The 26,311-nt window shown below is 46.0% G+C and carries 23 protein-coding genes; 11 read left to right on the top strand and 12 right to left on the bottom strand.

Annotation, left to right across the window (positions count from 1 at the left end):
• Positions 1 to 294: a DUF962 domain-containing protein gene (locus tag AZI87_RS12665; RefSeq protein WP_063207649.1), complete on the top strand. Its 294-nt coding sequence runs from the start codon at positions 1 to 3 to the stop codon at positions 292 to 294.
• A gap of 1 nt (position 295) precedes the next feature.
• Here the strand turns inward: AZI87_RS12665 and AZI87_RS12660 are convergent, their stop codons facing one another.
• A complete protein-coding gene (locus AZI87_RS12660) occupies positions 296 to 1,669 on the bottom strand; it encodes an SH3 domain-containing protein (RefSeq protein WP_253696785.1) in 1,374 nt (457 codons plus the stop codon).
• 117 nt (positions 1,670 to 1,786) lie between these two features.
• Here AZI87_RS12660 and AZI87_RS12655 point away from each other — a divergent pair, with 117 nt between their 5' ends.
• From AZI87_RS12655 to icmF, 3 genes are read left to right on the top strand one after another with little or no spacing between them, the layout of a single operon-like run.
• Entirely contained in the window at positions 1,787 to 2,647 is an 861-nt protein-coding gene (locus tag AZI87_RS12655) for a 3-hydroxybutyryl-CoA dehydrogenase (protein WP_063207645.1), read from the top strand.
• 9 nt (positions 2,648 to 2,656) lie between these two features.
• Complete coding sequence (locus AZI87_RS12650) at positions 2,657 to 3,457, top strand: enoyl-CoA hydratase/isomerase family protein (protein ID WP_063207642.1); 801 nt, start codon at positions 2,657 to 2,659, stop codon at positions 3,455 to 3,457.
• Between the two features lie 5 nt (positions 3,458 to 3,462).
• Positions 3,463 to 6,705 carry a fused isobutyryl-CoA mutase/GTPase IcmF gene (gene icmF / locus AZI87_RS12645; RefSeq protein ID WP_063207640.1) on the top strand — a complete coding sequence of 1,081 codons (3,243 nt, stop codon included), beginning with the start codon at positions 3,463 to 3,465 and terminating at the stop codon, positions 6,703 to 6,705.
• Between the two features lie 114 nt (positions 6,706 to 6,819).
• Here icmF and AZI87_RS12640 read toward each other — a convergent pair whose 3' ends face one another.
• The 3 genes from AZI87_RS12640 to AZI87_RS12630 all read right to left on the bottom strand — a co-directional run bounded on the left by AZI87_RS12640 (position 6,820) and on the right by AZI87_RS12630 (position 11,191).
• A complete protein-coding gene (locus AZI87_RS12640) occupies positions 6,820 to 7,071 on the bottom strand; it encodes a GlsB/YeaQ/YmgE family stress response membrane protein (protein ID WP_063207637.1) in 252 nt (83 codons plus the stop codon).
• A gap of 811 nt (positions 7,072 to 7,882) precedes the next feature.
• On the bottom strand, positions 7,883 to 9,568 hold the full coding sequence (locus AZI87_RS12635; RefSeq protein ID WP_063207634.1) for a hypothetical protein: 1,686 nt from the start codon (positions 9,566 to 9,568) through the stop codon (positions 7,883 to 7,885).
• A gap of 78 nt (positions 9,569 to 9,646) precedes the next feature.
• Positions 9,647 to 11,191, bottom strand: a complete 1,545-nt coding sequence (locus AZI87_RS12630; RefSeq protein WP_063207631.1) for an NAD(P)/FAD-dependent oxidoreductase — start codon at positions 11,189 to 11,191, stop codon at positions 9,647 to 9,649.
• A 105-nt stretch (positions 11,192 to 11,296) separates the two neighbouring features.
• On the opposite strand from AZI87_RS12630, the gene asd reads away from it, so the two are divergent.
• Positions 11,297 to 12,124: an archaetidylserine decarboxylase gene (gene asd, locus AZI87_RS12625; RefSeq protein WP_063207628.1), complete on the top strand. Its 828-nt coding sequence runs from the start codon at positions 11,297 to 11,299 to the stop codon at positions 12,122 to 12,124.
• Here the strand turns inward: asd and AZI87_RS12620 are convergent.
• On the bottom strand, positions 12,121 to 13,146 hold the full coding sequence (locus AZI87_RS12620; protein WP_063207625.1) for a hypothetical protein: 1,026 nt from the start codon (positions 13,144 to 13,146) through the stop codon (positions 12,121 to 12,123). The genes asd and AZI87_RS12620 overlap by 4 nt on opposite strands.
• Positions 13,147 to 13,219: 73 nt before the next feature.
• Positions 13,220 to 13,588, bottom strand: a complete 369-nt coding sequence (locus AZI87_RS12615) for a 6-pyruvoyl trahydropterin synthase family protein (protein ID WP_253696784.1) — start codon at positions 13,586 to 13,588, stop codon at positions 13,220 to 13,222.
• Positions 13,589 to 13,608: 20 nt separating this feature from the next.
• Between AZI87_RS12615 and AZI87_RS12610 the strand changes: the two genes are divergently transcribed.
• A complete protein-coding gene (locus tag AZI87_RS12610) occupies positions 13,609 to 14,103 on the top strand; it encodes a 6-pyruvoyl trahydropterin synthase family protein (RefSeq protein WP_063207622.1) in 495 nt (164 codons plus the stop codon).
• Here the strand turns inward: AZI87_RS12610 and AZI87_RS12605 are convergent.
• Positions 14,093 to 15,148, bottom strand: coding sequence for a BP74-related protein (locus tag AZI87_RS12605; protein ID WP_063207619.1), 1,056 nt, complete (start codon positions 15,146 to 15,148; stop codon positions 14,093 to 14,095). The two genes, AZI87_RS12610 and AZI87_RS12605, sit on opposite strands and share 11 nt — an antisense overlap.
• Before the next feature lie 208 nt (positions 15,149 to 15,356).
• Between AZI87_RS12605 and AZI87_RS12600 the strand changes: the two genes are divergently transcribed.
• The 4 genes from AZI87_RS12600 to AZI87_RS12585 are packed head-to-tail and all read left to right on the top strand — an operon-like array spanning position 15,357 to position 19,370.
• A complete protein-coding gene (locus AZI87_RS12600; protein WP_063207616.1) occupies positions 15,357 to 15,587 on the top strand; it encodes a FeoA family protein in 231 nt (76 codons plus the stop codon).
• Positions 15,563 to 17,482 carry a ferrous iron transporter B gene (gene feoB, locus AZI87_RS12595; RefSeq protein ID WP_063207613.1) on the top strand — a complete coding sequence of 640 codons (1,920 nt, stop codon included), beginning with the start codon at positions 15,563 to 15,565 and terminating at the stop codon, positions 17,480 to 17,482. The genes AZI87_RS12600 and feoB overlap by 25 nt, the downstream gene beginning before the upstream one ends.
• Positions 17,479 to 18,537 (top strand): glycosyltransferase family 4 protein, encoded by a 1,059-nt coding sequence (locus AZI87_RS12590; protein WP_063207610.1) that lies wholly within the window; start codon positions 17,479 to 17,481, stop codon positions 18,535 to 18,537. The genes feoB and AZI87_RS12590 overlap by 4 nt, the downstream gene beginning before the upstream one ends.
• Entirely contained in the window at positions 18,534 to 19,370 is an 837-nt protein-coding gene (locus AZI87_RS12585; RefSeq protein WP_063207607.1) for a hypothetical protein, read from the top strand. Before AZI87_RS12590 ends, AZI87_RS12585 begins: the two co-directional genes overlap by 4 nt.
• On the opposite strand, the gene AZI87_RS12580 is transcribed toward AZI87_RS12585, so the two are convergent.
• The 5 genes from AZI87_RS12580 to AZI87_RS12560 are packed head-to-tail and all read right to left on the bottom strand — an operon-like array spanning position 19,367 to position 25,218.
• Positions 19,367 to 20,521: a glycosyltransferase family 4 protein gene (locus AZI87_RS12580; RefSeq protein ID WP_063207604.1), complete on the bottom strand. Its 1,155-nt coding sequence runs from the start codon at positions 20,519 to 20,521 to the stop codon at positions 19,367 to 19,369. The genes AZI87_RS12585 and AZI87_RS12580 overlap by 4 nt on opposite strands.
• Positions 20,509 to 21,495, bottom strand: coding sequence for a dTDP-glucose 4,6-dehydratase (gene rfbB / locus AZI87_RS12575; protein ID WP_063207601.1), 987 nt, complete (start codon positions 21,493 to 21,495; stop codon positions 20,509 to 20,511). Before rfbB ends, AZI87_RS12580 begins: the two co-directional genes overlap by 13 nt.
• Positions 21,492 to 22,379 (bottom strand): glucose-1-phosphate thymidylyltransferase RfbA, encoded by an 888-nt coding sequence (gene rfbA / locus AZI87_RS12570; RefSeq protein ID WP_063207598.1) that lies wholly within the window; start codon positions 22,377 to 22,379, stop codon positions 21,492 to 21,494. Before rfbA ends, rfbB begins: the two co-directional genes overlap by 4 nt.
• The gene (gene rffA, locus AZI87_RS12565; protein ID WP_063207594.1) at positions 22,376 to 23,515 is read right to left on the bottom strand and encodes a dTDP-4-amino-4,6-dideoxygalactose transaminase; all 1,140 of its coding nucleotides are present in this window, start codon (positions 23,513 to 23,515) and stop codon (positions 22,376 to 22,378) included. The genes rfbA and rffA overlap by 4 nt, the downstream gene beginning before the upstream one ends.
• 41 nt (positions 23,516 to 23,556) lie before the next feature.
• Positions 23,557 to 25,218: a HAMP domain-containing methyl-accepting chemotaxis protein gene (locus tag AZI87_RS12560; RefSeq protein ID WP_081112218.1), complete on the bottom strand. Its 1,662-nt coding sequence runs from the start codon at positions 25,216 to 25,218 to the stop codon at positions 23,557 to 23,559.
• A 203-nt stretch (positions 25,219 to 25,421) separates the two neighbouring features.
• On the opposite strand from AZI87_RS12560, the gene AZI87_RS12555 reads away from it, so the two are divergent.
• On the top strand, positions 25,422 to 26,309 hold the full coding sequence (locus AZI87_RS12555; protein ID WP_253696783.1) for a hypothetical protein: 888 nt from the start codon (positions 25,422 to 25,424) through the stop codon (positions 26,307 to 26,309).
• Positions 26,310 to 26,311: the final 2 nt, after the last annotated feature.

Genomic DNA, 26,311 nt, shown 5'->3' with positions numbered 1-26,311 from the left:
ATGAAAAGCTTCGAAGAATTCTGGCCTTTTTATTTGCGCGAACATTCAGATCCGCGCAATCGTCGTCTGCATTTCGTCGGGACTTTTTTAGTTCACGCCGTGTTCATTTATGCCTTCATCACGAAGACTTGGACCGTTCTGTGGCTTTTACCGTTGATTGGTTATGGTTTTGCTTGGGTCGGGCACTTTATTGTTGAAAAGAATCGCCCAGCGACCTTCACGCATCCTCTGTGGTCCTTGCGCGGGGATTTCAAAATGTTTTATCTGATGTGCGCGGGAAAGCTCTGGAAGTAGGCTAGTTTTTAATCACATCCCAATGGAGATTTCCAATAGAGCTGCGAAGTTTTACTTTGCTGCTTCCTGTGTCGACATAGATTTGAACTTTGGAGTTGGGTAAAGGTTCAATTTGTGTCAGGCGCAAGATTTTCGGATTGCGGTGATAAGCCGCTTCAATAGCTTCGGCGATGTTGTCCCAGCGAATGAAAGGCTCAAAACTTTTTCCCTGATTCGTGCTTTTGAAAGATCCCACAAACCAAGTGCCATCCGGGTGAATGCTGACCGGGTAAGTCTGTTTTCCAAACTGAGGAATCAGGGTCCACGTCAGACCGTCTTCAGTGCGAAAAACACCTTCGGAAGACACCAAACCGCGCACGGAATTTTTATTTTCAAAGGCTATGGAATAGATTTCTCTTTTCATCAAAACGTCCGTGGAAACTGTTGTCTCTGAGGGCGTTCCTTTTTCTTCGACCAAAAGATTTTTTCTTTTCCACCAGACTTCGCCATGACCATCGAGCTTGCTGACGCCCCAGACATGAGCTTCCGGTTTAAGAATCTCTACGCGCGCACGAAGGGGAGGACCGTAAGACGAAGACTCGGGACGGATGACAACTCCGCGATGGCTGTTTGTCACGTACCCTAAGATTTCTTTCAACGGAACCGTTTCGCCTTTTTGGGTGATGAGTACATCGTTATTGCGATACAGGGCGGCCATCCAGTTTTTCTTGGGGTGATAAGCGAGATTTGCGTAATCTGCACGTGATACAAAGTGAGTCACGTCGACGTAGCCGATGTTTTGCGCGTATTGAATTTTCAGAAAGCTCTTTGTGATCTCTAAAGGAATCACTCTTTGCAGGCGGGGAAGAGTCGTTATTACGCGTCCGTTTGAGCTAGGCTCTTTGCGCACATAGGTGTCCATGATGTTCACGTAAACCCCTACATCGTCGTGGCGGGCTTGCAAAAGGTGCAAAGGCAAATAGCCTTGTGTGCTGCTTGCTCTTTCTTTCACGCGAGCCCAGTAATCATCTGTCGCCAAGATCTCTAAAGCCGCCTTGGCTGGAAGAGTTTTCACAGCCGGAGCATCGCTGCGATCGACACTCAGAAGAACCGCTGTTGTCTTGGTGTCGGCATAACGAGACACGTGAATGTCGCGCAAAATTTGCGATGCTTGCATCACGTATTCTTTTTTGTCCCAGGAGGTGCGGTAAGCGATCTCGGTTTCTGTTCGTAAAAGCTTATTATCCAGAGTATTTCGACTCACCTGGCCAGAGGGAAACAGGCTGTTTTTGCTGCGATAAAAAGAGACAGCGGCGCTAGCATCTGTCGCCAGAGCGGCCCACGAATTCGAGGAAAGAAAGAGAAACGCCAATGTCTTTGATACTACGGACCGCATCTCTCTATTTTGAGGCTTTAGGCTCTGCGCTCAAGACCAGAACTTTTGACCTCCAGACCAAAGTGAAGTACTGGTAAACAGTTCGATTTTCAACAGTATTTTAACGCGGAGTGGTAAATGAATATCAAATCGATCGGCGTCGTCGGCGCTGGGCAAATGGGTAACGGCATCGCACAAGTAGCGGCAAACTTTGGCTTCAACGTCATCATGATGGACGTCAACGGCGCTGCTTTGGAAAAAGGGATCGCAACGATCGCTGGTTCTTGTGACCGCATTATCAAAAAAGGCGGCATGAGCGAAGCGGACAAAGCGATATTGTTGGGTCGTATTAAAACCGCTCAAGAAGCTTCCGCTCTTAAAGACTGCGACATCGTGATTGAAGCTGCGACAGAGAACATCGATTTGAAATTGAAAATCTTTAAAGACCTAGACGCAGCCGTGAAGCCAGAGGCTTTGCTTGTTTCTAATACCTCTTCAATCTCTATTACAAAGATCGCGGCAGTGACGAAGCGTCCAACTCAAGTCGCAGGCATGCACTTTATGAATCCGGTTCCTTTGATGAAACTTGTTGAAGGTATTCGTGGTCTGCAAACTTCTGATGAGACTTTCGCGACAGTAAAAGCTTTGGCAGAAAAAATGGATAAGGTTTTTGTTGAGTCTGTGAAAGACATGCCAGGCTTTATCGTGAACCGCATCTTGATGCCGATGATTAACGAAGCGGTTTACACTCTTCATGAAGGCATTGCTTCTGTTGAGTCTATCGATTCCGCGATGAAATTGGGAACAAACCAACCGATGGGTCCTTTGACTTTGGCAGACTTTATCGGTCTTGATACGTGCCTTGCGATCATGAACGTGCTTCATGATGGTTTGGGAGATTCTAAATACCGTCCATGTCCATTGCTCGTGAAGTATGTTGAAGCAGGATGGTTGGGACGTAAAACAGGTCGTGGTTTCTACGACTATTCAGCGAAATAGGTTTTAAAAATGGGCAGTTTTACTTACAAGACAATTTTAGTTGAACAAAAACCAAACGGCGTTTGGGTGATGACGGTGAACCGTCCTGAAGCTCTTAACGCATTGAACTCTATGGTGCTAAACGAGATGGGCGAAGCTCTTCGTCAAATCGGTGAAATGCACTACGAAGATGCGCGCGCTCTTATTATCACAGGCAGTGGCGAAAAGGCTTTCGTGGCTGGCGCGGATATCAAAGAAATCCATGAACTCGATGAAGAAAAAGCGTTGAGTTTTGCTCAACGTGGTCAAAGTATTTTCCACGAGCTGACTCTTCTAAAAATTCCAGTCATCGCGGCGGTGAACGGTTTTGCTTTGGGCGGCGGCTGTGAGTTGGCTTTGGGTTGTGATTTTATCTATGCTTCTGAAAATGCAAAGTTCGGTCTTCCCGAAGTGAGTCTGGGATTGATCCCAGGATTTGGCGGGACAGTTCGCATGGCTCGCGCTATCGGTCAACGTCGCGCGCGTGAATTAACTTACACAGGCGGTATGATCACTGCGGCAGAAGCGCACACAATGGGTCTTGTGAATAAAGTCGTTCCGCAAGCAGAGCTTATGAACACTGTGATGAAAACTGTGGAAGCTATTTTAGCAAAAGCTCCGATTGCAGTGGGTTCTGCGAAAAAATCCATCAACCAAGCTTGGGATATGGATGTGGAAGAGGCGCAAAGAAATGAAGCGAAGATCTTTGCAGATCTTTTCGACTCTGAAGACGTGAAAGAGGGCACTTCCGCTTTCATCGAAAAACGTAAGGCGAACTTTAAAGGTCAATAGTCCAAATGGCATATACACTTAAGAATCCTATTCGTATCGTAACGGCCGCCGCACTTTTCGACGGCCATGACGCCAGCATCAATATCATGCGCCGTATTCTTCAAGATATGGGAGCCGAGGTCATTCACTTAGGTCACAACCGCTCGGTCAGTGATGTGGTGAAAGCCGTTTTGCAAGAAGGTGCTCAAGGCGTCTGCATCAGCTCTTACCAGGGCGGTCACATGGAGTACTTCAAGTACATGAAGGATCTTCTAGACGAAGCGGGCGCAGGTTACGTGCGTATTTACGGAGGCGGTGGCGGTGTGATCGTTCACGAAGAAAAACGTGAACTGGAAGCTTACGGTATCGCCCAGATCTTCCACCCGGAAGATGGTCGTAAATTGGGTCTTGAGGGAATGATTGAACAAGTCATTCGTGGCTGTGACTTTGATGTCTTAGAAAAACAAAAAGAATTTAAAACGAAAAAGAATATCTTTGCGGGCGACACCATTCCTTCAGTGGAATTGGGCGTGGCTTTAACGGCGATTGAAAACGGTCACAAAGACTATTCACTAGAAAACTTTGGCTTGCAGAACTTCAAAGCGAAAAATGGCGAGCCTTTGGTTTTAGGTATCACCGGCACAGGTGGCGCAGGTAAGTCCTCTTTGATCGACGAACTTGTGCAAAGATTCTTGAATGCCTATCCCAATAAAAAAATCGGTGTGGTCTGTGTAGACCCTTCGAAGCGTAAAACGGGTGGCTCGTTGTTGGGCGACCGTATTCGTATGAACTCGTTGTCTCGCAACCACGTGTTCATGCGTTCCGTCGCTTCACGTGGATCAGGTCGTGAGATCGCGTCTTCTTTGCCTGAAATTTTGAAGTTCATTCGTCAGTTGGATTTTGATTTCGTTATCGCGGAAACTTCGGGGATCGGTCAGGGCAATATGGCGATCACGGAAGTCAGTGATATGTCCATGTACGTGATGACCTCGGATTTCGGTGCGCAGTCGCAGCTTGAAAAGATCGATATGATCGATTTTGCGGACTTGATTGCGGTAAATAAAGCCGACCGCCGCGGAGCTTTAGACGCTCTTCGTGACGTGACAAAACAATACAAACGCTCTCGCAAGATCTTTGATGAAAAAGTGCAAGTTCCTGTGTTCTTGACTCAGGCTTCACAATTCAACGACGGCGGCGTGAATAAATTATTCTTCCAACTTGCTGATCTTTTAGAGTCTCGTCAGGGAGCTAAATGGCAGGTGGATCCTAAATTCAAAGCGAATATTCTTTCAGCAGAAGAACACGTGATCATCCCAGCCGATCGCCAAAACTATTTGGCTGAAATCGTTGGCACTGTTCACAAGTATAAAAAGCGCACGGAAACATTGGCGGAAAAAGCTTCTCAATTGGGTGGCCTTAAGAAAGTGGCTCCTCTTTTGGGAACAAGCCCTGAAACCGTTAAAAAGGTCGAAGCAGAACTTTCTTCAGACTTCACTCAAGAAGAGATTGATCAACTTCAAGGTTATGAAAAGTTGATTGAAACTTATTCCGGTGATGAGTTGGTGTTTAAAGTCCGTGACAAAGAAATCCGCCAACCTTTGGTGCGCGAGTCATTATCGGGCACGAAAATCCGTCGCGTGGTTGTCCCTAAGTTTAAAGACTGGGGCGATCGCTTTAGATATTTAAAACTTGAAAACGTTCCGGGTGAATTCCCTTACACGGCAGGTGTGTTCCAGTTAAAACGCGCGGATGAAGATCCAAAGCGTATGTTTGCGGGCGAAGGAACGCCAGAAAGAACAAACCGTCGTTTCCATTATCTCACTAAGGGTGAAACGGCTCATCGTCTTTCGACGGCTTTTGACTCTGTCACACTGTATGGACAAGACCCTGATCAGCGTCCCGACATCTTCGGAAAAGTGGGCGAGTCGGGCGTTAGTATCTGTACTTTGGCGGATATGAAAAAGCTTTATGCAGGCTTTGATCTTATCAATCCAAATACCTCTGTGAGTATGACGATCAACGGTCCGGCACCGATGATTCTGGCTTTTTATTTCAACACGGCGATTGATCAACAGGTTGAAAAGAAAGAAAGCGAGTTAGGTCGTAAGCTGACTCCCGAAGAGTGGAGTGATGTTGCCAACTGGACTTTGCAACAAGTGCGCGGCACGGTTCAAGCCGATATCTTAAAGGAAGACCAGGGGCAGAATACTTGCATCTTCTCTATCAACTTCGCTCTGAAGATGATGGGTGATATTCAAGAATACTTTGTAAACAGCAAAGTCAGAAATTTCTATTCAGTCAGTATTTCGGGTTACCACATTGCCGAGGCGGGTGCGAATCCGATTTCCCAATTGGCGTTCACACTTTCAAATGGTTTCACATTCGTTGAGTACTATTTGGCTCGTGGATTGAAAGTCGATGACTTTGCTCCGAACTTAAGTTTCTTCTTCAGTAACGGTCTAGATCCTGAGTATTCAGTCTTGGGACGCGTGGCCCGCCGTATTTGGGCGGTAGCGATGCGGGACCTTTACAAAGGAAACGATCGTTCACAAAAATTGAAGTACCACATTCAAACGTCAGGTCGTTCCTTGCACGCGCAAGAAATCGACTTCAACGATATTCGTACGACATTGCAGGCGTTGATTGCTCTTTACGACAACTGTAACAGCTTGCACACGAATGCGTATGACGAAGCTATTACGACGCCAACAGAAGAATCTGTTCGTCGTGCCATGGCAATTCAGCTAATCATCAACCGTGAGTTCGGTATGACGAAGAATGAAAACCCAATGCAGGGTTCGTACTTCATCGAAGAATTGACAGATCTAGTTGAAGAAGCGGTCTTAAACGAATTTAAAAAGATCAACGAACGCGGCGGCGTTTTGGGTGCAATGGAGACTCAATACCAACGTTCCAAAATCCAGGAAGAGTCGTTGTATTATGAAAGACTTAAACACGACGGCACTTTGCCCATCATTGGTGTAAACACATTCATCGATCCAAAAACGATGGCGGCGGATTACGTGCCACCAAAGATCGAACTCGCTCGCGCTTCTTACGAAGAGAAAAACGCGCAGTTAAGCAATGTGCAGAAATACCAAAAGGACCATCAAACCGAAGGCGAACGTCAGTTGCAGAATTTGAAAGACACAGTTCTGAACGGCGGAAACATCTTCACAGCGTTGATGACAGCAGCAAGACACTGCAGCTTGTACCAAATGACTCAAGCTCTGTACGAAGTGGGCGGCCAATACAGAAGAAATCTGTAGGGGATTACGAATTCATTTTAGTTGAAAAAGGCACCTCGAAAGGGTGCCTTTTTTTTGTGGTTGAGGGGATAGGAAGTGTCGATAATTTCTCTAAGCTTGCTGTAACATAAGACTTTAGCTTCGTCTTCCCATCAAAAGCCGCGCAATCAGCAAAACAATCATCGCACCGACAACCGAAGCAAGAAACCCGGCTTCTTCACCCACTTCATACCACCCCAGAGCGCTTCCAATATAGGTCCCAACAACGGCACCAATGATCCCCAGAATAGTAGTTAAGATGAAACCCATCTTATCCTTACCAGGCATCAAAAACCGCGCAATCAAACCCACAATAAATCCGATAACAATAGTGCCAATAATACCCATATCAAAAGCTCCTTAGTAAAAAGCCGCACAGATATACATTTTCAAAAACAAACCCCACGGAATCATCAAAGATCAGAACCAACTGTGGAAATGCAAAAGACAAAAAAAGACCGGAATCTGAATCAAATAAGGGCACAAAAGAATTTGAAGGGAAAGTAGCAGAGTTTAATTTTGCTACAAAGTTATCGAGTCTATTCTTCAAAAGAAATATTCCCGAAGTTCAAAAAAACTATAGGATTTCACCACAGATTTACTTCCACCGTGGACGCAAGAAGAACACCAACTCAAAAAGCTAAAAATTAAATCCAAAATTTCACTGCCACGGTGGCAGTAAGCACTTGCGTTAAGCAAACAAGAAGTTGGGCAGGGAGTCTGCACTTTCTAAAGGAAGTTAAACAAACTGATTGAAGGTATCGAAAACCCAGAATTCTACCGCCACCGTGGCGGCAAGCATATGCGTCAGAAATGCAGGCAATTAAGGATCATCATCGAGCAACGCCCTGTAGAACGAAGGACACTTATCAGCCAAAAACTTTGAAATCCCGCTCTCAAAATCCGTGACTTTGTGTTCAGCAAAGTTTGGGTTGGAGGGAGGTTTGGGGTGCGTCCGAAGAGAGGGCCTTCGGTACCGAGGCGAAGCCTCGGCACCGACTGAGCCTGGACGGCGTGCCCGAACGAAGTGACGAACCCCAAACCTCCCTCCAACCCAAACCCTCGCTCGAAGCACAACGAGAGAGGGGAAGAAAAAAAACGGCCCTGCCTTGGGGAGCAGAGCCGAAACCAACAAACCCAGGAGGTCGCCGATTTTTAATTAAAATGTTTTATTCACAATAAACTGCACGCGGTTCGACAAGTACTGCGCACTTTCGCGACGAACCACAAGGTCCATGTAAAGTTTCGTGCTAGAAGACGGATTTAATCCAATCTCTTTCAATGCAATACCCAGGCTGCCATCGGCACGTTGAATCGCATCGCGCGCGAAGTTCTTTTCGCCCAACCATTCAATCTTGCCGCTAGAAAGTTTTTTCCAAACTACAAGTTTGTAAGTCGATTGAACTTCTTCGATATGAGGAGTGTTATCGCGAATTGCAACCACGCGATCTGCTCCAGCGCTTTCAATTCCAACAATAGCCACTTGTTTTGAATCGCTCAAAAGACTGATTTCTTCTTCGGCAAGGCCTTTCTTTTCGTACTCCGCGTTTTGTTCAAATTGGATCAATCCGCCAGCGACGTTTTGCCCTTTGCGTTCGACACGCAAAGTGATCGCGTACTTACCTTCACGAGCGAGACCCGGAGTTGCGATCTCAACAATTTTTGCCGCCGAATTTTCTAAACGATTTTCAAAAACCAAAGACTGGCTTTGTGAATCACGTACTTCAATCGCGTAAGTCGAAGTCAAACGTGAACCGGCCACCGTTTCTTGGAAAGAGATCTTGCCTTGGCCTTTCGTAAACGCAAGTTTCAATCCTTTGACTGAAGTCGTACCCGCATTTTCAACAGACCATTTAGGCGCAACCGCAAGAACGAATACTTTTTCGCGTCCATCCTGACGAGTTTCTGCCACGGTGTAAGTAAAGATATCTGATTTCACAGTGACGGTAACAATCGGAGCGGCCTCTGTTCCTGTAAGAACAAACTTCACAGATTCAGTTTCATTCGCCAAAAGTTCAGATCCAGCAGGGAAGATTACCGAAGCCGGTTGCGTGAACTGATGATCAAAGACATCTCTATAGCGAGTCACGCAGCAACGTGTTTCTTCACGGTATTTCGTCACTGTACGAGTGCGCTCTTCTTGGCGATATTTAGTCACCTTGCGTGTGCGAAGTTCCTTGCGGTACTTAGTCACTGTGCGGGTGCGCTGTTCTTGACGATAACGAGTTTCTTCGCGGTAACGTGTGACCGGGCGAGTTTTGCGAACACGCTCATATCCACATTCGCGATCTGAATAGGGGACTTGGCGGCATTGACGTAAGTCACGACATTCACGAGGACCATCTTCACACACTTTGCGTGTCTTGCAGATGCGTTGTCCGTGGGCGTTCGTGCCGCATTCTTCAACCTGACGACACACATTGCGGCCCGGTTCGCAGACGCGTTCGTTAGAACACTCCTCTCGGTATTTTGTTACGTTTCGACAAACATAATCGTTGTCGTAATATTCTTCATAGTCCGTGTAGGCGACACGTTCTGTGTAAGGAACGTTTTCCCAGTAAGTTTCTTGCTCATAATAAGGAACGTCTTCGTAATAGGTTTCAGTGGTTTCATAGGGAATGTCGACGTAGTAGGTTTCTTCAGCTTGATAAGGAACTTGCTCAGTGTAAGTGTCCTGGTAAGGCTCTGAGCGCGTAACATTTAAAGAAAGCTCTGAGCGAACAGTTTGTCCGCTCGCCGCGGTTCTAGTGACAACATCTTGTTTTTTCTCCTGGGGAGTTGTCGCAAACGAGTGCGCACCCAAGAAAAGAGTCAGAATGACTCCGATAAGTGGTTTTGTAGACATGTTTTCTCCTCCAAAAGATACATCGGGGAGAAATTGCAAGGTCTAGGCCAAAAATTGTCGGTGGGAAAATGAGACCACCTAAAGTTGTTCAATAATTTTTTCTGCGATGCGTATACCATCACATGCGGCCGAAGTGATTCCGCCCGCGTAGCCCGCACCTTCACCGGCAGGATACAAACCTTTGTGCGATATACTTTCTAAGCTGTCGTTATCGCGGGTCACACGAACAGGGCAGCTCGTACGCGATTCAATGCCGTACACTTGCGCATCTTCAGTTAAGAACCCTTTCATGCTGCCTTGGAATTTTTCAAAACCTTCGCGCAAACGATCACGCATGTTTTTAGGAAGTAGCTCGTCCAGACGAATATTGATAGCACCTGAAGGAGAAGAACCCGCACGCAAAGCACGAGGCCCTGTTTTAGAATTTGTTCCATACAAGAAGTCTAAAAGATTCTGCGCTGGCAACTCGCGACTGCCCCCAGCATCTAGCACTGATTGATACGCGCGTGTCTCTAAATCGCGACGCATCTTCATGCCGCCAAAGACGTCTTTGCCGAAATTCTTTTCATGATCAATACTGACGACGATCGCCGCGTTCGCAAACGGCGAGTTGCGATTATAGTTACTCATCCCGTTGCAAACGATACCGTCGGCTTCCGTTCCTGAAGAAAGCACATAGCCACCCGGACACATGCAGAAAGAATAAACACCGATGCCTGTTTTATCATTGTGGTGAGCCAGTTTATAATTTGCCGCTCCTAATTTAGGATGCTCTGAAAACTGACGATACTGGATCTTGTTAATAGAAGCTTGAGAATGCTCCACGCGAAGGCCCATCGCAAAAGACTTTCCGTCCAAGTGCACACCAATATCACGCAAATGATTGATCATGTCTTCGGCAGAGTGACCCGTAGCTAAAACAACGTGCGGAGACTTAAATTCAGTCCCATGCTCAGTGCGCACACCCACGACTTGCGAACCCTCAAGAAGGATTTCTGTCACTTGGGTGTTGAAATGAATTTCGCAGCCACTGGCTTTCAAGAATTCACGCATTTTGGGAATCACACGACGAATGCGATCCGAACCCACGTGAGGATTTGAAAGCCATTGAATTTCTTCCGGAGCTCCAAATTTCACCAAACGATTCATCACATAAGGAATGTGCGGAGATTTAATACGCGTGATCAGTTTACCATCCGAATAAAGACCCGCGCCGCCTTCACCAAAGCACACGTTGTTGCGCGGATCGAGCTTTCCGTAACGCCAGTACTGATTAATACCCTTGATGCGCTCGCCGCTGTCAGAACCGCGCTCAAAAAGCACGCAAGGAACGCCTCTTTCGACAAAACGTAAGGCAGCAAAAAGACCTGCTGGACCTGTACCGACAATCAATGGTTTTTCTTTGGCGTGAGAGATTTTCTCTAATTCGAATTGAGGAATCTGAAGAGTTTCACCTTTTTCCGCAACCTCAATTGAATAAACAAAATGCGGGGAGTGAGAGCGTCTCGCATCAACGCTTTGGCGAAGAATACGGTAAGGACCGTGGTCGGGCATCAACCATTGCAACTTTTCATCTAAATCAGCATCAATAGGAATTTCGATATTCTGAAATATCTTAGACACGGTTCTTGGCTCCTGGGATGCCTGTTAAGCATCAAAAAGGTTTCAAGCATCCTAGCTGATAGCTCTTCAGGTGACAAATGGCTGTGAGTCAGATATAAATATTTTATGTCTGCAATTACCAGAGTTCTGCCAAAACGAGTTTTAAGCCGCTGGGTCGGTCATCTTATGCACTGGGAAGGCCCTGAGTGGCTTATGCACCTGAGTATCAGAACCTTTGCCCGTTTTTATAACATTAATTTGGAAGAGGCGGAGATGCCTTACACCTCTTACAAATCCATCGGGGACTTCTTTGTTCGCCGCTTAAAACCAAGCCTGCGCCCCGTCGGCTCGTCTTGGGCTGTTCATCCAGCAGACAGCCGTATCACGCAAGCTTATCCGATTGATGGTGGCACCCTGATTCAGGCAAAAGGTCTTTCTTATAAATTGGATGAGTTCACCCAAGATCCCGAGTGCCAGAAAAAGTGGGCCGGGGGCTTTTTCCTGACATACTATCTTTGCCCGACGGACTACCATCGTGTGCATTCACCGGTGGATGGAGTGATCACGAACGTTCGTTACATGCCCGGTGAATTATGGCCGGTGAACGAGTGGAGCACGACAAATATTCCGAATCTTTTCTCGGTGAACGAGCGCGTGCTTGTTGAGATTGAAACAGATATGGGTCCTGTCGGCGTGGTCTTCGTTGGTGCCACGAATGTAGGGCACATCGTCTTGAGTTTTGATGATAAAGTGCGTGGCAACCAAAAGGGCCCGCATATTTTCACACACAAAAACTACAGCCCAGAGATCCCGGTTCACAAAGGATCTGAATTAGGTATGTTCCGCATGGGCTCTACTGTGGTGATGTTATATCCACCGAACTTCCGTCAGAAGTTTGAAAAACATCTGGATACGGGACCTGCTGTTAAGGTCAATGCCCCTTTGATCGTCTAACGACAGACACTAAAGTTACGACAGACTTGGGAAGAGCGATCTAAAACCTCTTCCTGAGTTAAAAGCCTTTCGCGATTTTTAATGTGATAGTTCACGGTTTTTTCTAAAATCCCCCGACGAAACTGAAAAAAGTAAGTCATCGGAGTTGGGTAACTGCGGGCATCCCAGACAAGTCTTTCAAAAACATTTCCCGGATCTTGTTCCCAAGACATATAAACGGGCAATTTCGCTTTTTGTGAAAGCATTTGGGCCTGCCATTGAAACATTCTTTCCGGATCCCAGAAATCTAAAATGATGTGCTTTTCTGAGGGCTGGGCCCACCAGCGGTCTTTACCACGCATATAGCCGATAGCACCGATGCGCGCACTTCTTTCTTGAGTCGAAAGAATTTCCAAGGGAACGTAAAGTCTTCTTTTCCAATACTCATCAAGTTCAGACGGGAACAGATCTAAAATCTGCAAGAAGCTCACCGCAAAGGCCGCACAGCCGGCGCCTTCTCCCTGTAAGGGTAAAGATCGCAATCCACCGTAAATATTTTGTAACCCCAAGTTCTCATACAGCGAAAGATATCGTTCTGCGCGAGAGCACTGAGATTCATTCAAAAGAACTTTAAGGCTTCGAACATAACCTTGAGCTTTTAAAGTCGGAAGCCAGGTACGTATTTCTTTTTCTGTGTAGAACCGACCTTTGACGTTGATTAAAAAAGTGTCTAACGCCTTGCCCTCAATGACAAAATCCCAGGCATAAGAAAAATTAGATTTCTTGGAGGTCATGCCTCGATAGAGCGAAGTTTTCTTCCCGCATTGCAACCGCACATTGACGTGAGAGATGCTGTGGGGATAAGGCCGATCACCGATTTTAAATTTTAAATTCTTAAAGGTGCTTCTTACTAAATTACCTGGCGTCGACCAATTCAGGGGAGCAGGGGCGCGGTAAAAAATCAGCTCCAGCTCATTCCCCAAAGAGGGAACTGCCAGAAGCAAAGTTATGATGGCACAAAAACTCTTTAAAAATCCCCGCATGAGCCCGAGTATTTATGAGGGCAGTCGGAGGCGCCAGTCGTTCTGTTAAAGATCAGGCGCAGGTTGCAGGCTTTTAAGCGGGATAAGAACACTCCGTGAACGGAGTCTCTAGAATAGAAACACGCGTTAACATCGGCAGGGCGGGGAGTGCGCGGTCATAAACCCATTTTGCCAAAAGTTCTGACGTGGGATTTTCCAAGCCATCAACTTCGTTTAAAACGCGGTGATCGATTTTTTCTAATAGCGGCTTCATCTTGGCTTGAATGTCATTATAGTCAATCACCCAACCAATTTTGGGATCTAGATTTCCCACTAAAGTCAGGATGATCTTAAAGCTATGCCCATGCATACGAGAACAAGGGTGCTCTTTCGGTAAGTGCGGCAAGAAACGGGCTGATTCAATTTGAAAATGCTGCTTCAGTTCGAATTTCATGTTATTCATATAAGCACTTTGAGGTGACTATGTCCACGACCACATTGCATTTGGCTAAGCAGAATTTCAAATTTTCCGCGGCTCACTTCCTGATCTTTGATGAAACCCATGCCGAGCGTCTGCATGGACACAACTATCAGGTGCGTGTGGACATTAAGACTCCGGTAGAGTCAGATCTTCATGCGGATGGTTACTTTATGGACTTTAACGTTTTTAAGAAATTCATCAAGGCGCGCCTGGATCAATGGGACGAGATTGTTCTTTTGCCAAAGCAGCATCCCGACATGAAGTTTAAAGAAACCGCCAAAGGCTTAGAGGTTACGTTTCGTGACCGTTTTTATGTTTTTCCGCTCAGTGAGGTTTTGCTATTGCCGGTGACAAACACCAGTGTGGAACAACTTTCAAGATTGTTGGCTGAAGAATTCTATAAAGAATTTGAACAATATGGGGTCAGACAAGTGCGAGTCTACGTCGCAGAAACCCAAGGGCAGGGGGCTTCCACCGTCGTTCCCTCTAAGGCTTAAGTTTCCCGCGGCGAACTTCATCCAGAGTAAGTTCACGTACGATGCGGTAGCGCCAGAAACAGATGCGACCGCCTTCGTTTAATTTTAGCATCAGTCTTTCCTCGGTAAGATCGGGACTGCCGTCGCAGTCGATGTGGGCAAAGTCGGCAAAAGCATCGACACGGTTCACAGACCATGAGTAGGGCGCTTTGTTCTTATTGTAAAAGGCACGATTAAAGCCACCCGATCCCAACTCGATGCCGGCCACCAAAATCTTTTCTAAGGCAGGATTTTGAATCTGCTCTCGAGCTGTTTTGATCTGAGCCTCATCTTCAAAACCGACAACAAAAGCTTCGTCGGCCTGCGCATCTTTCGTTGAAACTAAGAAGTAAGTTTTCTTCGTTGAAGGGTCCAGGTGGGCAGGTTCCAAAGTCACGGCTGGACTTGGCTTTTCCACGCCATTGGCATCAAAGAACAACAGTGAATGAACGCGCTCTAAGCCTTGCACTTCAATGCGCGCGACATTTTGTTGAAAACTCCATTTAAAGCTTTCCGTATCATAATAGCTCTGAAGTGAAATCGACTTTTCTGCGATCAAAGATCCTAGTTTGTTAAAGGCTCTCAATTGAACAGAGTTCGACTTTAAGAAAAGGTTTAACAAATGCATCTTCACGGATTTCGTGTTGGCTGGCAGGTAATGAGAAGCCGAAGGGCCTACATTCGAAGTTAAAGGAGTACTTGCACTTTCTTCGCAGGCAACACTGACTTGTAGACTCTTCGAGAAGTACTTGAAGGAGGCGGCCATCCTTGTGGGCAGAAATTCAGTTCCACGAATTTTAATCTGAGATTTTGCTTCAACATCATAGTGAAGCTCTTGGATTTCCTGATCAAAGCGCGTTTGAGTCCAGATGCGCTCTGGCTCAGCAGACTTGTTATTTACAAAGACAGTTAAGTGTTCGGGAGCACAGTAAGCCGGAAGATAGACCACTTCCGAAGCTTGTGCAGAGAGGCTCAAAGTCAGGATCGCGGCGCTCATACTCAAAGAAGTCTTAATACTAAAATCCATATAGACTTCAGATCGGTCTTGGTCTGTGAAACTTAACCTTTGGTCTTAAAAACAAGACCATGGTGGGGCTCATATTTATACCGGTTTACGAGGGGAAATTGATGTTGGTTCTCATTTTGTTTTCAATTGGTCCGCAGGGGGTTAAAGAACTTCCTTTTGTGGGGGCATGCTTTTAACTAAGAGGCTCATTGATCCCAAGGGAAACTCTATGAACTTACTGGATAAATCATTAAAGCCAGGCCAGAAGGTCGAAATCACCGGATTCGCCGCAGACAATGTGTTCCGTGAGCGTTTACATGAAATGGGCTTAAGAGTCGGCATGTTGATCACGATTTTAGGTCGTGCTCCTTTTGGCGGGCCTCTTCTGATCCGTTTTAACACGAGTTTTCTAGCTTTGCGAAATGAGGAAGCGGCATGCGCACGAGTGAAACTGAACTAGCTGTTGAGCAACTTTCTATCGCGCTGGTCGGCGCGCCGAACTCTGGAAAAACCACTCTCTATAACTGGCTGACGGGTTCTCGTTTTAAAACTGTGAACTATCCGGGCGCGACGGTGGAGTTTTCTTTAGGCCATTTAGCGTCTCATCTGGGGGAGTCCAATATGATGGTCATGGACACTCCGGGCACTTACAGCCTGCACCCCAAAAGTGCGGATGAGTGGGTGACCTTAAAATCCATTTACGAAAATCCGAAAGTTAAAAAGATTGATGGCATCATCGTTGTTGTCGATGGGACTCAGATCTCTCGTCATCTGCAACTCGTGATGCAACTTCGTGAAACAGGCTTTCCTTTGATGGTGGTTATCACGATGTCGGATCTTCTTCGTAAAGAAGGTATTGAAATTGACATTCCTTATTTGCAAAAAACTTTGGGCTGTCCGGTTCTTCAATTTGATGGCTTATTAGCGGGCGGTCTTAAAGAGATCGTTGCTGAAGCTAAAAAACTTCATTGGACGAAAGAACCTTCCCGTCCGGTGCCTTGGTCTTTCGAGATTCAGGAAACCAAACTCAATCAGTGCGAACAGATTGCCAAAGAGGCTTTATCTCATAAAACAGATCATGCTCAAGAGCGTCTCAACCGCATCGTGGCGACGACTGAAAAGTTGGATCGGGTACTGCTGCATCCTTTCCTCGGTTTTGCTTTATTCATCGTTATCATGAGTGCCTTGTTTTCAAGCGTTTATTGGATGGCGACTCCATTTATGGATATGATTGATGGTTGGTTCAGCGTTGCCAATGAATGGGTGGCTGGGCTCGGGCCGGGTACTTTGTGGGCCGACTTCTTAGCTAACGGCGTGATCACGAGCTTTGCAGCTTTCATGGTGTTTGTTCCGCAGATCTTTATCTTGTTCTTGGGAATTGGAATTCTTGAAAGCACGGGTTATCTGGCGCGTGCGGCAACTTTGATTGATCGTCCGTTTTCAGCCTTGGGAATGAGCGGTCGTTCATTCGTGCCACTTCTTTCTGGTTTTGCCTGTGCGGTCCCAGCGATTATTGCGACTCGTAACATTCCATCGACAAAAGATCGCATGATCACGAATTTCGTGATTCCCTTGATGAGCTGCTCGGCGCGCTTGCCGGTCTATGCTCTTTGTATCGCGTTTCTTTTCCATGGCGAGTCGGCATGGAAGGCGGGATTGGCACTGGCGGCTCTTTACATCGGATCTATGTTCTTAGGAGCTTTGGCCGCAGGCATAGTGAGCAAATTCATCCCTCGTCAGGAGCCTTCATTGTTCATGATGGAGCTTCCGATTTATCGCCGCCCTAAGTTCCGTGTTTTAGTTCGCCATGCGTGGACAAGAACTCTGTCTTACGTGAAACGCGCAGGTCCCATCATCTTTACCTTTGCCGTCGTTATTTGGGCGGGATCGACATTCCCGAATTACCAAACAGAAGATGCTCACCAAAAGCTTGAAGAAAGCTACGTGGGTCAATTGGGTAAAGTGATTGAGCCTGTGGTTGCACCCATGGGGGTGGACTGGCGTGTGGGAGTCGGTTTAATTTCGGCCTTTGCCGCTCGCGAAGTCTTTGTTTCGTCGTTGGCCGTCACTTTCAATATCACGGATGGAGATGAAGACTCTCAGCAAGAGGCTCTTTTAACGCAGATGAGTACGGCCACCAATGCTCAAGGTGAAAAAATCTTTACCGTGAGTTCAGTGATTGGACTTATGGTCTTCTTCCTTATCGCTTTGCAGTGTATGTCCACGGTCGGTGTGCAGATCCGTGAAAGTGGCTCTTGGAAGTTCGCGGTAACGCAACTTGTTGCCTTTAATCTCTTCGCCTATGTTCTTGTAGTCTTGATAGTTCAAGGCTTAAGATTCATAGGCGTTCCATGAGAATATATTTTGATGTCAGCACCTTGAATCCGCAAAAAGTGACCGGAGTTGGAGTTTATATGCTTCAGCTCCTTGAGCACTTTTCTCAAGAAAAGGATTTAGAGGTTCATCCCGCCGTAAAGATTTCTCGCTATAAAAATAAGAAAAACATCGAATCCATTTTACCAGGTCGCAAAGCCGAAAGTTTTCTTCCTTTAAAGTGGTCCTCAGACGGTCTTTACCACGGTCCGGATTTCAAATTGAACGTGAAGGGTTTCTTGCCCCGAATCGTCACGATTCACGATATGATTGTCTTTGAAGAAAAGTACAATCGTCCCGAGTTCTTCCTGAAAGGCATTCGCGATATGACGAATGTTTTAAATTCTTCGGTGGATGCGGTCATCGTGAATTCCCTATTTACGAAAAGCCAGGTTCTAAAATACTTTCCTCAATTGGAAGATCGCCTGCATTTGACTTATCTGGGGTGCAATCGTTCGCGCATGGCGGGCCAAGGTCCTTCGCTGGGTTTGCCGGAAAAGTATATTTTATTTTTAGCGACGTTAGAAAAACGTAAAAATGTTCTGGGCGTGATTCGCGCTTTTGAGGCTTTGAAGGTTCAGGGATTTGAAGAAAAACTGGTGTTGGCGGGCGCTTGGGGATTTGGTGCTGAAGAAATCCAACGGGCTTTGGAAAGTTCTCCGTTTAAAAATGACATCATTCACTTAAACTATGTGCCAACGGAAAAGCTTTCTGAACTTTACCAGCGTGCCCGTGTTTTCTTTTTTCCGTCCTGGTATGAAGGTTTCGGAATTCCCGTTTTAGAAGCCATGTCTTTAGGAACGCCTGTTGTGACAAGTGCCGGAGGCGTCTTAGAAGAAATCAGTGGAGATGCTGCAAGTCTTGTAGATCCGGGAAGTCCGACAGAGATGGCGGCCGCCTTAAGTAGAGTATTAACGGATCAGGCTTACCGTGAAGCTTTGATTCAAAAAGGGCTGAAACAAGCCCCGCGTTTCACTTGGGAAAAGTGTGCGCAGGACACGGTCGAAGTGTATAAGAAAGTATTGGGGAGATCATGATTTACGATTGTTTTGCATTTTTTAACGAAATGGACCTATTAGAAATTCGTTTGAATACTTTAAACGAAGTCGTTGATCGTTTCGTTCTGGTTGAAGCCACTCGTACTTTCCAAAAGAAAGACAAGCCTCTTTTCTTCGAGCAAAACAAAGAAAGATTTAAGCCATTTTTGCACAAGATTGAGCATGTGGTGGTGGATCAATATCCCAACTTTTTTTCTAAATGGCGTGTTCCGAAAACCTGGGACTATGATGACCATCAAAAAGAACAAATTCTCCAAGGCTTAAAAAATGCGAAACCCGATGACGTGATTATCGTTTCGGATGTGGATGAAATACCTCGTCCTGAGTTGGTGAAGCAGTATGCGCATCAGCCAGGTATTAAGGTTTTTCAGCAAAAGCTTTACTACTATTATCTGAACTGCTTTGTAAAAAAATACCCCGAGCCTATTCCCTTAGTGAATGGCTATATGCCCTGGTACGGTACGGTGATGTTAAATTATAAAGATATCAAAACGATCAAAAAAACACGTCTGTATCGTGAAACTCGTCAAAGCACGAATGAGATCACCGTGATTCCGAATGGGGGCTGGCATTTCAGTTATCTCGGGGGCGCAAAAAAAGTGATTGAAAAAATTGAAGCTTATGCGCACAAGGAGCACAATAAAGACACTTTCAAAGATCCTAAAAAAGTGGAAGAAATCATCCGCAAAGGCGGAAGTCTTTACGGGCAAGAGATTGAATCTGAATTTGTGGCAGTGGATTCAGAATTTCCACGCTATGTGCAGACCCATCAAGCTCAGTTGGCGGACCTGATTTTAAATCCTGAAGGTTAAAGCGATTTATAGAGGCTTAAAAAAGCCTCTTGAGTGACAGGCCAATTGTGTTGGCTTATTGACCATTGCTGGGCCTTGTGACCTTGAATCTGGATGTCTTCGGGACGTTTTAAATAGTGGCGGAAAGCTTGCGATAGAGACTCGGCATCCTTAGGTTCGGCTAAAACGCCACGTTCGTTATGCAATCCCACCTGTTCAGGAGTCCCTCCGGCGTTCGTACCAATCACGGGTTTTGCCATCATCATGGCGTCTAGTACACTTAAAGAATAAGTTTCGTTGTAGGATGCCAGGGCAAAGACGTCTAAGGCATCAATGTAAGAGACATAATCTTTCTGAAAAGGGATACGGACGATGTGATCTTTGTAGCGCGGATTTTCCATGCGCTCGGCAATCCAACGACTTAATTCTTCGGACGGGCCTTCAAAAATAGGAGTGCCGTCCGAATTTTTTCCGATGATCGTGGGGTCGCCGACAATCCAAAGCTGTGTCTTCTCTAGCTCGTGGTCGTTCAAATATTCCAGGGCCTGAACAAGCTCGCGAACTCCCTTGCCCGGATCAATACGACAAAGAGTTCCGAAAACAATTTGTTCTACTCGCGCTCCATATTTATCGCGCAGCTCTTGGCGTTTTAGACCGTCGTGCTTGAAGCTCTCTGTCTTGCGACCATAACGAATGAGGTGCAGTTTTTCAGGAGCGATAGGGAAGTTCTTTTTCACATCTTCTAAAATATTTTCTGAAGAGCTGCACAAAGCATCCACTTTAGAAAAGAGCCACTTATGAACAAAATCCCTTTTCGGTGTCGCGTTCATGTAAAGGTTGTAGATGTGTTTAATCGTGGGAAGATTCCACTTCGCTAAAGCACAAGCCCACATATCCAAACGGGTGTGAGAGTGCAGGTGAGTGATGCCGTGTTCCTGGATGATGTTTTTAATCAGGCGAGCCGTTTTAAGTTTCGAAAGTTTTTTCTCTGGAAAAGGTAAAACTTCAATGCCTGATTTTTTCAGTTCTTCGGTCACACGCGAGTGCGCGGAACATAATACTTTTTGGAGAAGGCCTTTTTCCGCCAGCTTCTGAATCAGCTCGACGGTGTAAATTTCTAGGCCTCCCCAGGACAGAGAGTGAATACAGTGAAGGACTTTTACTTCGTCCATAAGGCTTTGTAGTGATTGATGGTGCGAAGAAGACCTTCCTCTTCAAACTTCACTGTAGGGTTCCAGTTTAATTCTTTTTGCGCTTTTGAGAAGTTAATCGCATAGCGGAAATCGTGACCCTTACGGTCTTGCACGAAGCTTAAAAGCGATTCGGATTTTCCCAAGTGTTTTAAGATGAGCTTTGCAACATCCAGATTCTGTCTTTCTGAATTTCCGCCTAAGTTATAAACTTCCCCGGCGCGCCCCGAGGTGAAGACTTTCCATACGCCCTCATTGTGGTCATCAACATAAATCCAGTCGCGGATATTCATGCCGGTCCCATAGATCGGAAGGGGTTGATTCGCCAGGGCCCGTTTGATCATCAAAGGAATGAATTTTTCTTCGACCTGTAATGGACCGTAGTTGTTAGAACAGCGAGTGATCATCACTGGCAGCTTGTATGTTTCAAAGAAAGAGCGGCACAAAAGATCGGCGCTGGCCTTTGAAGCACTATAAGGGCTGTTCGGTGAAATCGGCGTATTTTCTGTGAAAGCGGGATCGGACATCTGTAAGGTGCCGTAAACTTCATCCGTGCTGATTTGCAGATAGCGGAAGTTCGGATTTTTTTCAAAAAGCGCTAAGCTTTCTTTTAAAAGATTCAAAGTTCCCAGAACATTTGTTTCTACAAAGATGTTAGGGCTTTCGATAGAGCGATCCACGTGAGATTCAGCCGCGAAATTGATCACACCGCTGAATTGATACTTCTTAAAAAGCTCATCCATTTTGTGAGAGTCGCGGATGTCCAGGTGATAAAATTTCAAGTGGGGATTTGTATCCAGTTCTTTTTGAATATTCGCAAGATTACCTGCGTAAGTCAGAGCATCGACGATCACGAAGTCGTACTGCACTTTGATTTCATCGCGGCAAGCGACCGTTCTTACGAAGTTAGATCCAATAAAGCCAGCACAGCCGGTCAGTAAAACCGTTTGTTTCATAGTTCCTCAGAGATGATTTTTTCTAAATAGGAGCGATAAGAGCACTTAGGAAGTTCCGAAGTGATTTTTTGTAATTGCTCAAGATTAATAAATTTCATGCGATAAGCGATTTCTTCAAGGCAGGCCACTTTCATGCCCTGGCGTTCTTCGATGGCACCAATAAAAGCAGCGGCATCTAGAAGGGATCGGGGAGTGCCCGTGTCGAGCCAAGCAAGACCACGATACATCATTTCAACTCCCAGTTTACCTTCGTTGTGGTAAGACAGAATCAAATCCACGATTTCTGTTTCACCGCGAGGCGAAGGTTTTAATTCCTTCGCACGCTTTGAAACTGTGTTATCGAAAAGGTAAAGCCCCGGGATGGCATAATTGGATTTCGGTTGTTTTGGTTTTTCCTCGATCGACTTTACTTTTTTAGTCATCTTATCAAACTCAACAACACCGTAAGCTGTGGGGTCGGCAACGTAGTAAGCAAAAACACGTCCGTGAAGATCTGATTTTTTTGCCTTTTGCTCTTCAATCGCGCGACGGAAGAAATCCAAATCTCCATAGAAAAGATTATCACCTAAGATCAAGCATACGTGATCGTTGCCAATGAAATCTTCACCCAAGACAAAAGCTTCAGGAAGTCCGTTCGGCTTTTCCTGAATTTTATAGCTGAGCTTCACGCCAAATTGAGAACCATCACCCAAAAGTTTTTTAAACAAGGGTTGATCATCCGGTGTTGTGATCAGAAGAATATCTTTGATTCCACCTAACATAAGAATGCTCAGCGGATAATAAATCATGGGTTTGTCGTAAACAGACTGAAGCTGTTTTGTCATGACCCGAGTCATTGGATAAAGACGCGATCCTGCGCCGCCAGCTAGGATGATACCCTTCATGCTTGCCCCTTAAAGAACGAATGAATTTTTTCAAGAACCAAGGCTGCCTCATCACTGGAAAGGTCAGCCCACATCGGAAGACGTAACAGGCGATTGGAAAGATCGTCTGTGACTTTCATCGAACCCGACACGCGACCGTACTTCACTCCCGCCGGAGCCGAATGAAGTGCCACATAGTGAGTGGTGGATTGAATGCCAGCTTCTTTCAGGTAAGTCCATAAAGCCGCACGCACCTCAGACGAATTTAAAAGCAGATAGTAAATATGAGCATTCGCCTGGCACCCGCTAGGAATTGTCATGCGTTGCAAGTGGCCGTTTTTTTCAAGGTCCGCTAAACCTTGATGGTATTGATTCCATAAAGCCAAGCGTTTTGCTGTGATCTCTTTGCCTTCTTCCAATTGGGAAAGAAGAAAGGCGGCGGAAAGTTCCGAAAGAAGATAAGAAGAGCCTTTGTCCTGCCACGTGTATTTATCCACTTGGCCGTTCAGAAATTGCTGACGGTTCGTACCCTTGTCGCGGACGATTTCAGCTCGCGCCACTAGGCGGGGATCATTGATTGTTAGGGCTCCACCTTCACCACAAACGATATTCTTAGTTTCATGAAAACTGAATGCCGCCATATGGCCCCAAGTACCTAAGGCTTTTCCTTTGTACGAAGCAAAAATGCCCTGAGCTGCGTCTTCAACAACCCAAATGCCGTGTTGGTTTGCTAGGGCCATGATTTCATCCATCTTGCAACCCACACCAGCGTAATGCACCGGCATGATGACTTTAGTACGCGGAGTGATGGCCCGTTGAATAGCCGCGGGATCAATATTCATTGTTAAGGGATCGACATCGACAAAGACGGGGACCGAACCGTAAAGCGCGACGACGTTAGCTGTGGATGTGAACGTGAAGGAAGGCAGAATAACTTCATCTCCAGGTCCGATGTCAGCAAGCACCATGGCCATTTCAAGAGCCGATGTGCATGAAGGAGTGATGACGGTCATCAGAGTCGGAAGATTTTTATTAAACCACTCAGCGCATTTTTTATTAAAAGAGCCTTCGCCGCTTAATTTTTTATTGGCGATGGCCTGAGAGATATATTTCTCTTCATTCGAGCTTTTTGGCGGAATATTAAATGGGATTTTCATACCCCCTCATCGTAGCCTAAGCACCATGAGGGAGCAATGGATTAAAAACCGTCTGTAGTGCCCACTTTGCGAGTCGGGCCGTCATCATCAAATGGAATGACGCTCGACGCGGTCTGTGACTTTTTCCCCACGGGACGGGCTGGTTTTTCAGAGGATTTTTTCTCTTGGAATGAAAGCACTTTAGCTTCTTTTTTTGCAGAAGTTTTGTGGACAGAAGGCTTCGCTATAGGCCCCTGTGAAGAGCCTAAAATAACAGCATTCAGATTCTCGACCATCTTCTTCATATTCAAAGCCTGTGCATTGATTTCTTCAGCAGATGCCGCGACTTCTTCAGAGGATGCCGCATTGGATTGTGAGCTTTGATCGAGTTGATTCATGGCCCGGCTGATCTGTTGGATGCCCGTAGTCTGCTCACCGCTAGCCGCTGAAATTTCATTGTTCAGATCTGCGACCTTTTTAACAGAGTTTACGATGTTAGAAAGAACTTCGCCTGAACGATCCGCGATCGTGGATCCTTTTTCGACCTTCTCAACGCTTTCTTTAATAAGACCGTTGATGTCTTTGGCTGCCACTGCGGAGCGTTGTGCTAGGGTGCGAACGGCTTCGGCGACAACGGCGAAACCTTTTCCATGTTCTCCGGCGCGAGCTGCTTCCACCGAAGCATTCAAAGCCAATAAGTTTGTCTGGAATGCGATATCATCAATCACGCTGATAATTTCTTCGATCTTTTTAGAAGAAGACGAAATGTCACGCATAGATTCGATCAAATGATGAATCTCTTGCTGTCCGTGTTCTGCAGCGTCTTTAGATGATTGAGATAGAGCTGCTGCTTGTTTTGCATTGTCAGAGTTCATTTTTACCATCGAAGACATTTCTTCAAGAGAAGCGACAGTTTCTTCTAAAGAAGCCGCGGCTTCCGTAGAAGCTTCAGAGAGGGTTTGTCCAGCAGCTGAAAGTTGAGTGATTGCAGATGCGACTTGCGAACCCGACTCATCAAGGCCAGAGGCAATTCCACTGACTGTGTTTGAAACGCGGTATGCAATCCACATCAAAAGACCAAACATCGCGGTCGCACAGAAGCCCGCGATCAAAAGAAGAAGCTGAGTTTCAAAAACGCGCTTCTCTTTTTGCATTTTATTGTTCTCCAAAGAGCGCTTGTTGTACAATTCCATGTTAGTTGCAATTGCCGCTTGTGTGTGCAGAGCCAAAACATGCCATTCTCCGCCATTCATTGCGGTATGTACTTTTGCATTATCTTCCGGAGTATTCTTTTCGAGGCCGGCAATCATGTTCTCTGTAAGAGTGTAAAACTGTTCTTTGACTTCGCGAGCTTTGGCGTAGTTTTTCTGTTCTTCATCATCTAAACGAGTGGATTCGTAGTAAGCTTGACCTTCTTTAAAGTCTGCAAAAGCTTCTTTGGCTTTCTTGATAAAGTTATCGCGGGACTTTTTATCATGTTCATTCGCAAGGGCGGCCCAAATAAAATAGCCAATACGAGCGCGTTGCATACCAATGCGGCCAAGGCCATCCATGTTCGGGATCACGTCTGTGTAAGCATCCGTCAGCATGTCACCCAGGTGACTCATGGAGTTTAAAGAAATTCCTGTGAGGACACCGAAAGCAATCACTGGCAGCATTGCTGACAAGAAGAGCTTGCCGCGCAAACCTTTAAACCATGATGATCCTGACGTTCCTAATTTCATCTAAGACTCCCTGTTAAAAAAAAATGATTAGTACACCAATAGTCTTCTCGACGGGAAAATTGTGGAACTTTAAGTCTTTTGTAAAATGCGAGGTCATCGTATGGACGTAGGTGCGGTGCGAAACGTTAAAGTTATTTAATTGAATATGGCCGCACTAGGTTGTTACGATTTTTAGTACGTCTAGACTCAAGGAGGGGAAAGTCATGACAAAATCAACGCTTACGCGTGTGACGGCGGCTGTTGCATTGATCGCAACACTCGGCTTCACGCATAAAACCACGGACACAGTTTCTCTTTGCCACGGTTTCGTTCCAGAAAATGATATGAGAATTCCAGTGGGACTATTCACTGCTGGCGGTATCACAGAGCAGCAATTTAATGATGTTTTGGATCGTTTAGAAAGAATCTACAAAGCTGACGTTGAAAGAATGGGCGACACTTTGAAGATCAACCGCCTTTGGAAAGACGCGACAGTGAACGCTTCTGCACAAAGATCAGGCAAAACTCAGATCTTAAATATGTACGGCGGTTTGGCTCGTCACCAAGCAACAAATGTGGAAGGTTTCGCGTTGGTAGCTTGTCATGAGTTCGGTCACCACAATGGGGGCGCACCAAAAATTTCTGGTTGGATGGGTTCATGGGCGACAAACGAAGGGGGCTCTGACTATTTCGCGACTTTGAAATGTCTTCGCCGCTTCTTTGCTGAAGATGACAACGCCGCGATCTTGAAAGATCTTGATTTGGATCCGTACGCAGTGGCGGGTTGTGAAGCGCAATTCTCTGACGAGAAAGAGCGTTTGATCTGTTTAAGAACTTCTTTGGCTGGCCAATCTGTCGCTAATCTTTTCCAATCTTTACGTAAAGAAACAACAGCACCTAATTTTGGAACTCCTGATAAACGAGAAGTGACTCGTATGAACGATCAGCATCCAGACACTCAATGTCGTTTGGATACATACTTCCAAGGTATGTTGTGCGTAGCTAAAGAGAGCGAAGCGGTGAGCAACTCTGATTACAAGCAAGGTTCTTGCTATGCTCCTCGTGACGTTGCGGGTGTTCGTCCTCGCTGCTGGTTCTTTCCAGGTCGCTAATA

Origin of the sequence: Bdellovibrio bacteriovorus (assembly GCF_001592745.1) — a bacterium.
Taxonomy (GTDB): Bacteria; Bdellovibrionota; Bdellovibrionia; order Bdellovibrionales; family Bdellovibrionaceae; genus Bdellovibrio; species Bdellovibrio bacteriovorus_B.
The sequence above is the reverse complement of the archived record's forward strand: the minus strand, read 5'-3'. Positions and strand labels throughout refer to the sequence as shown.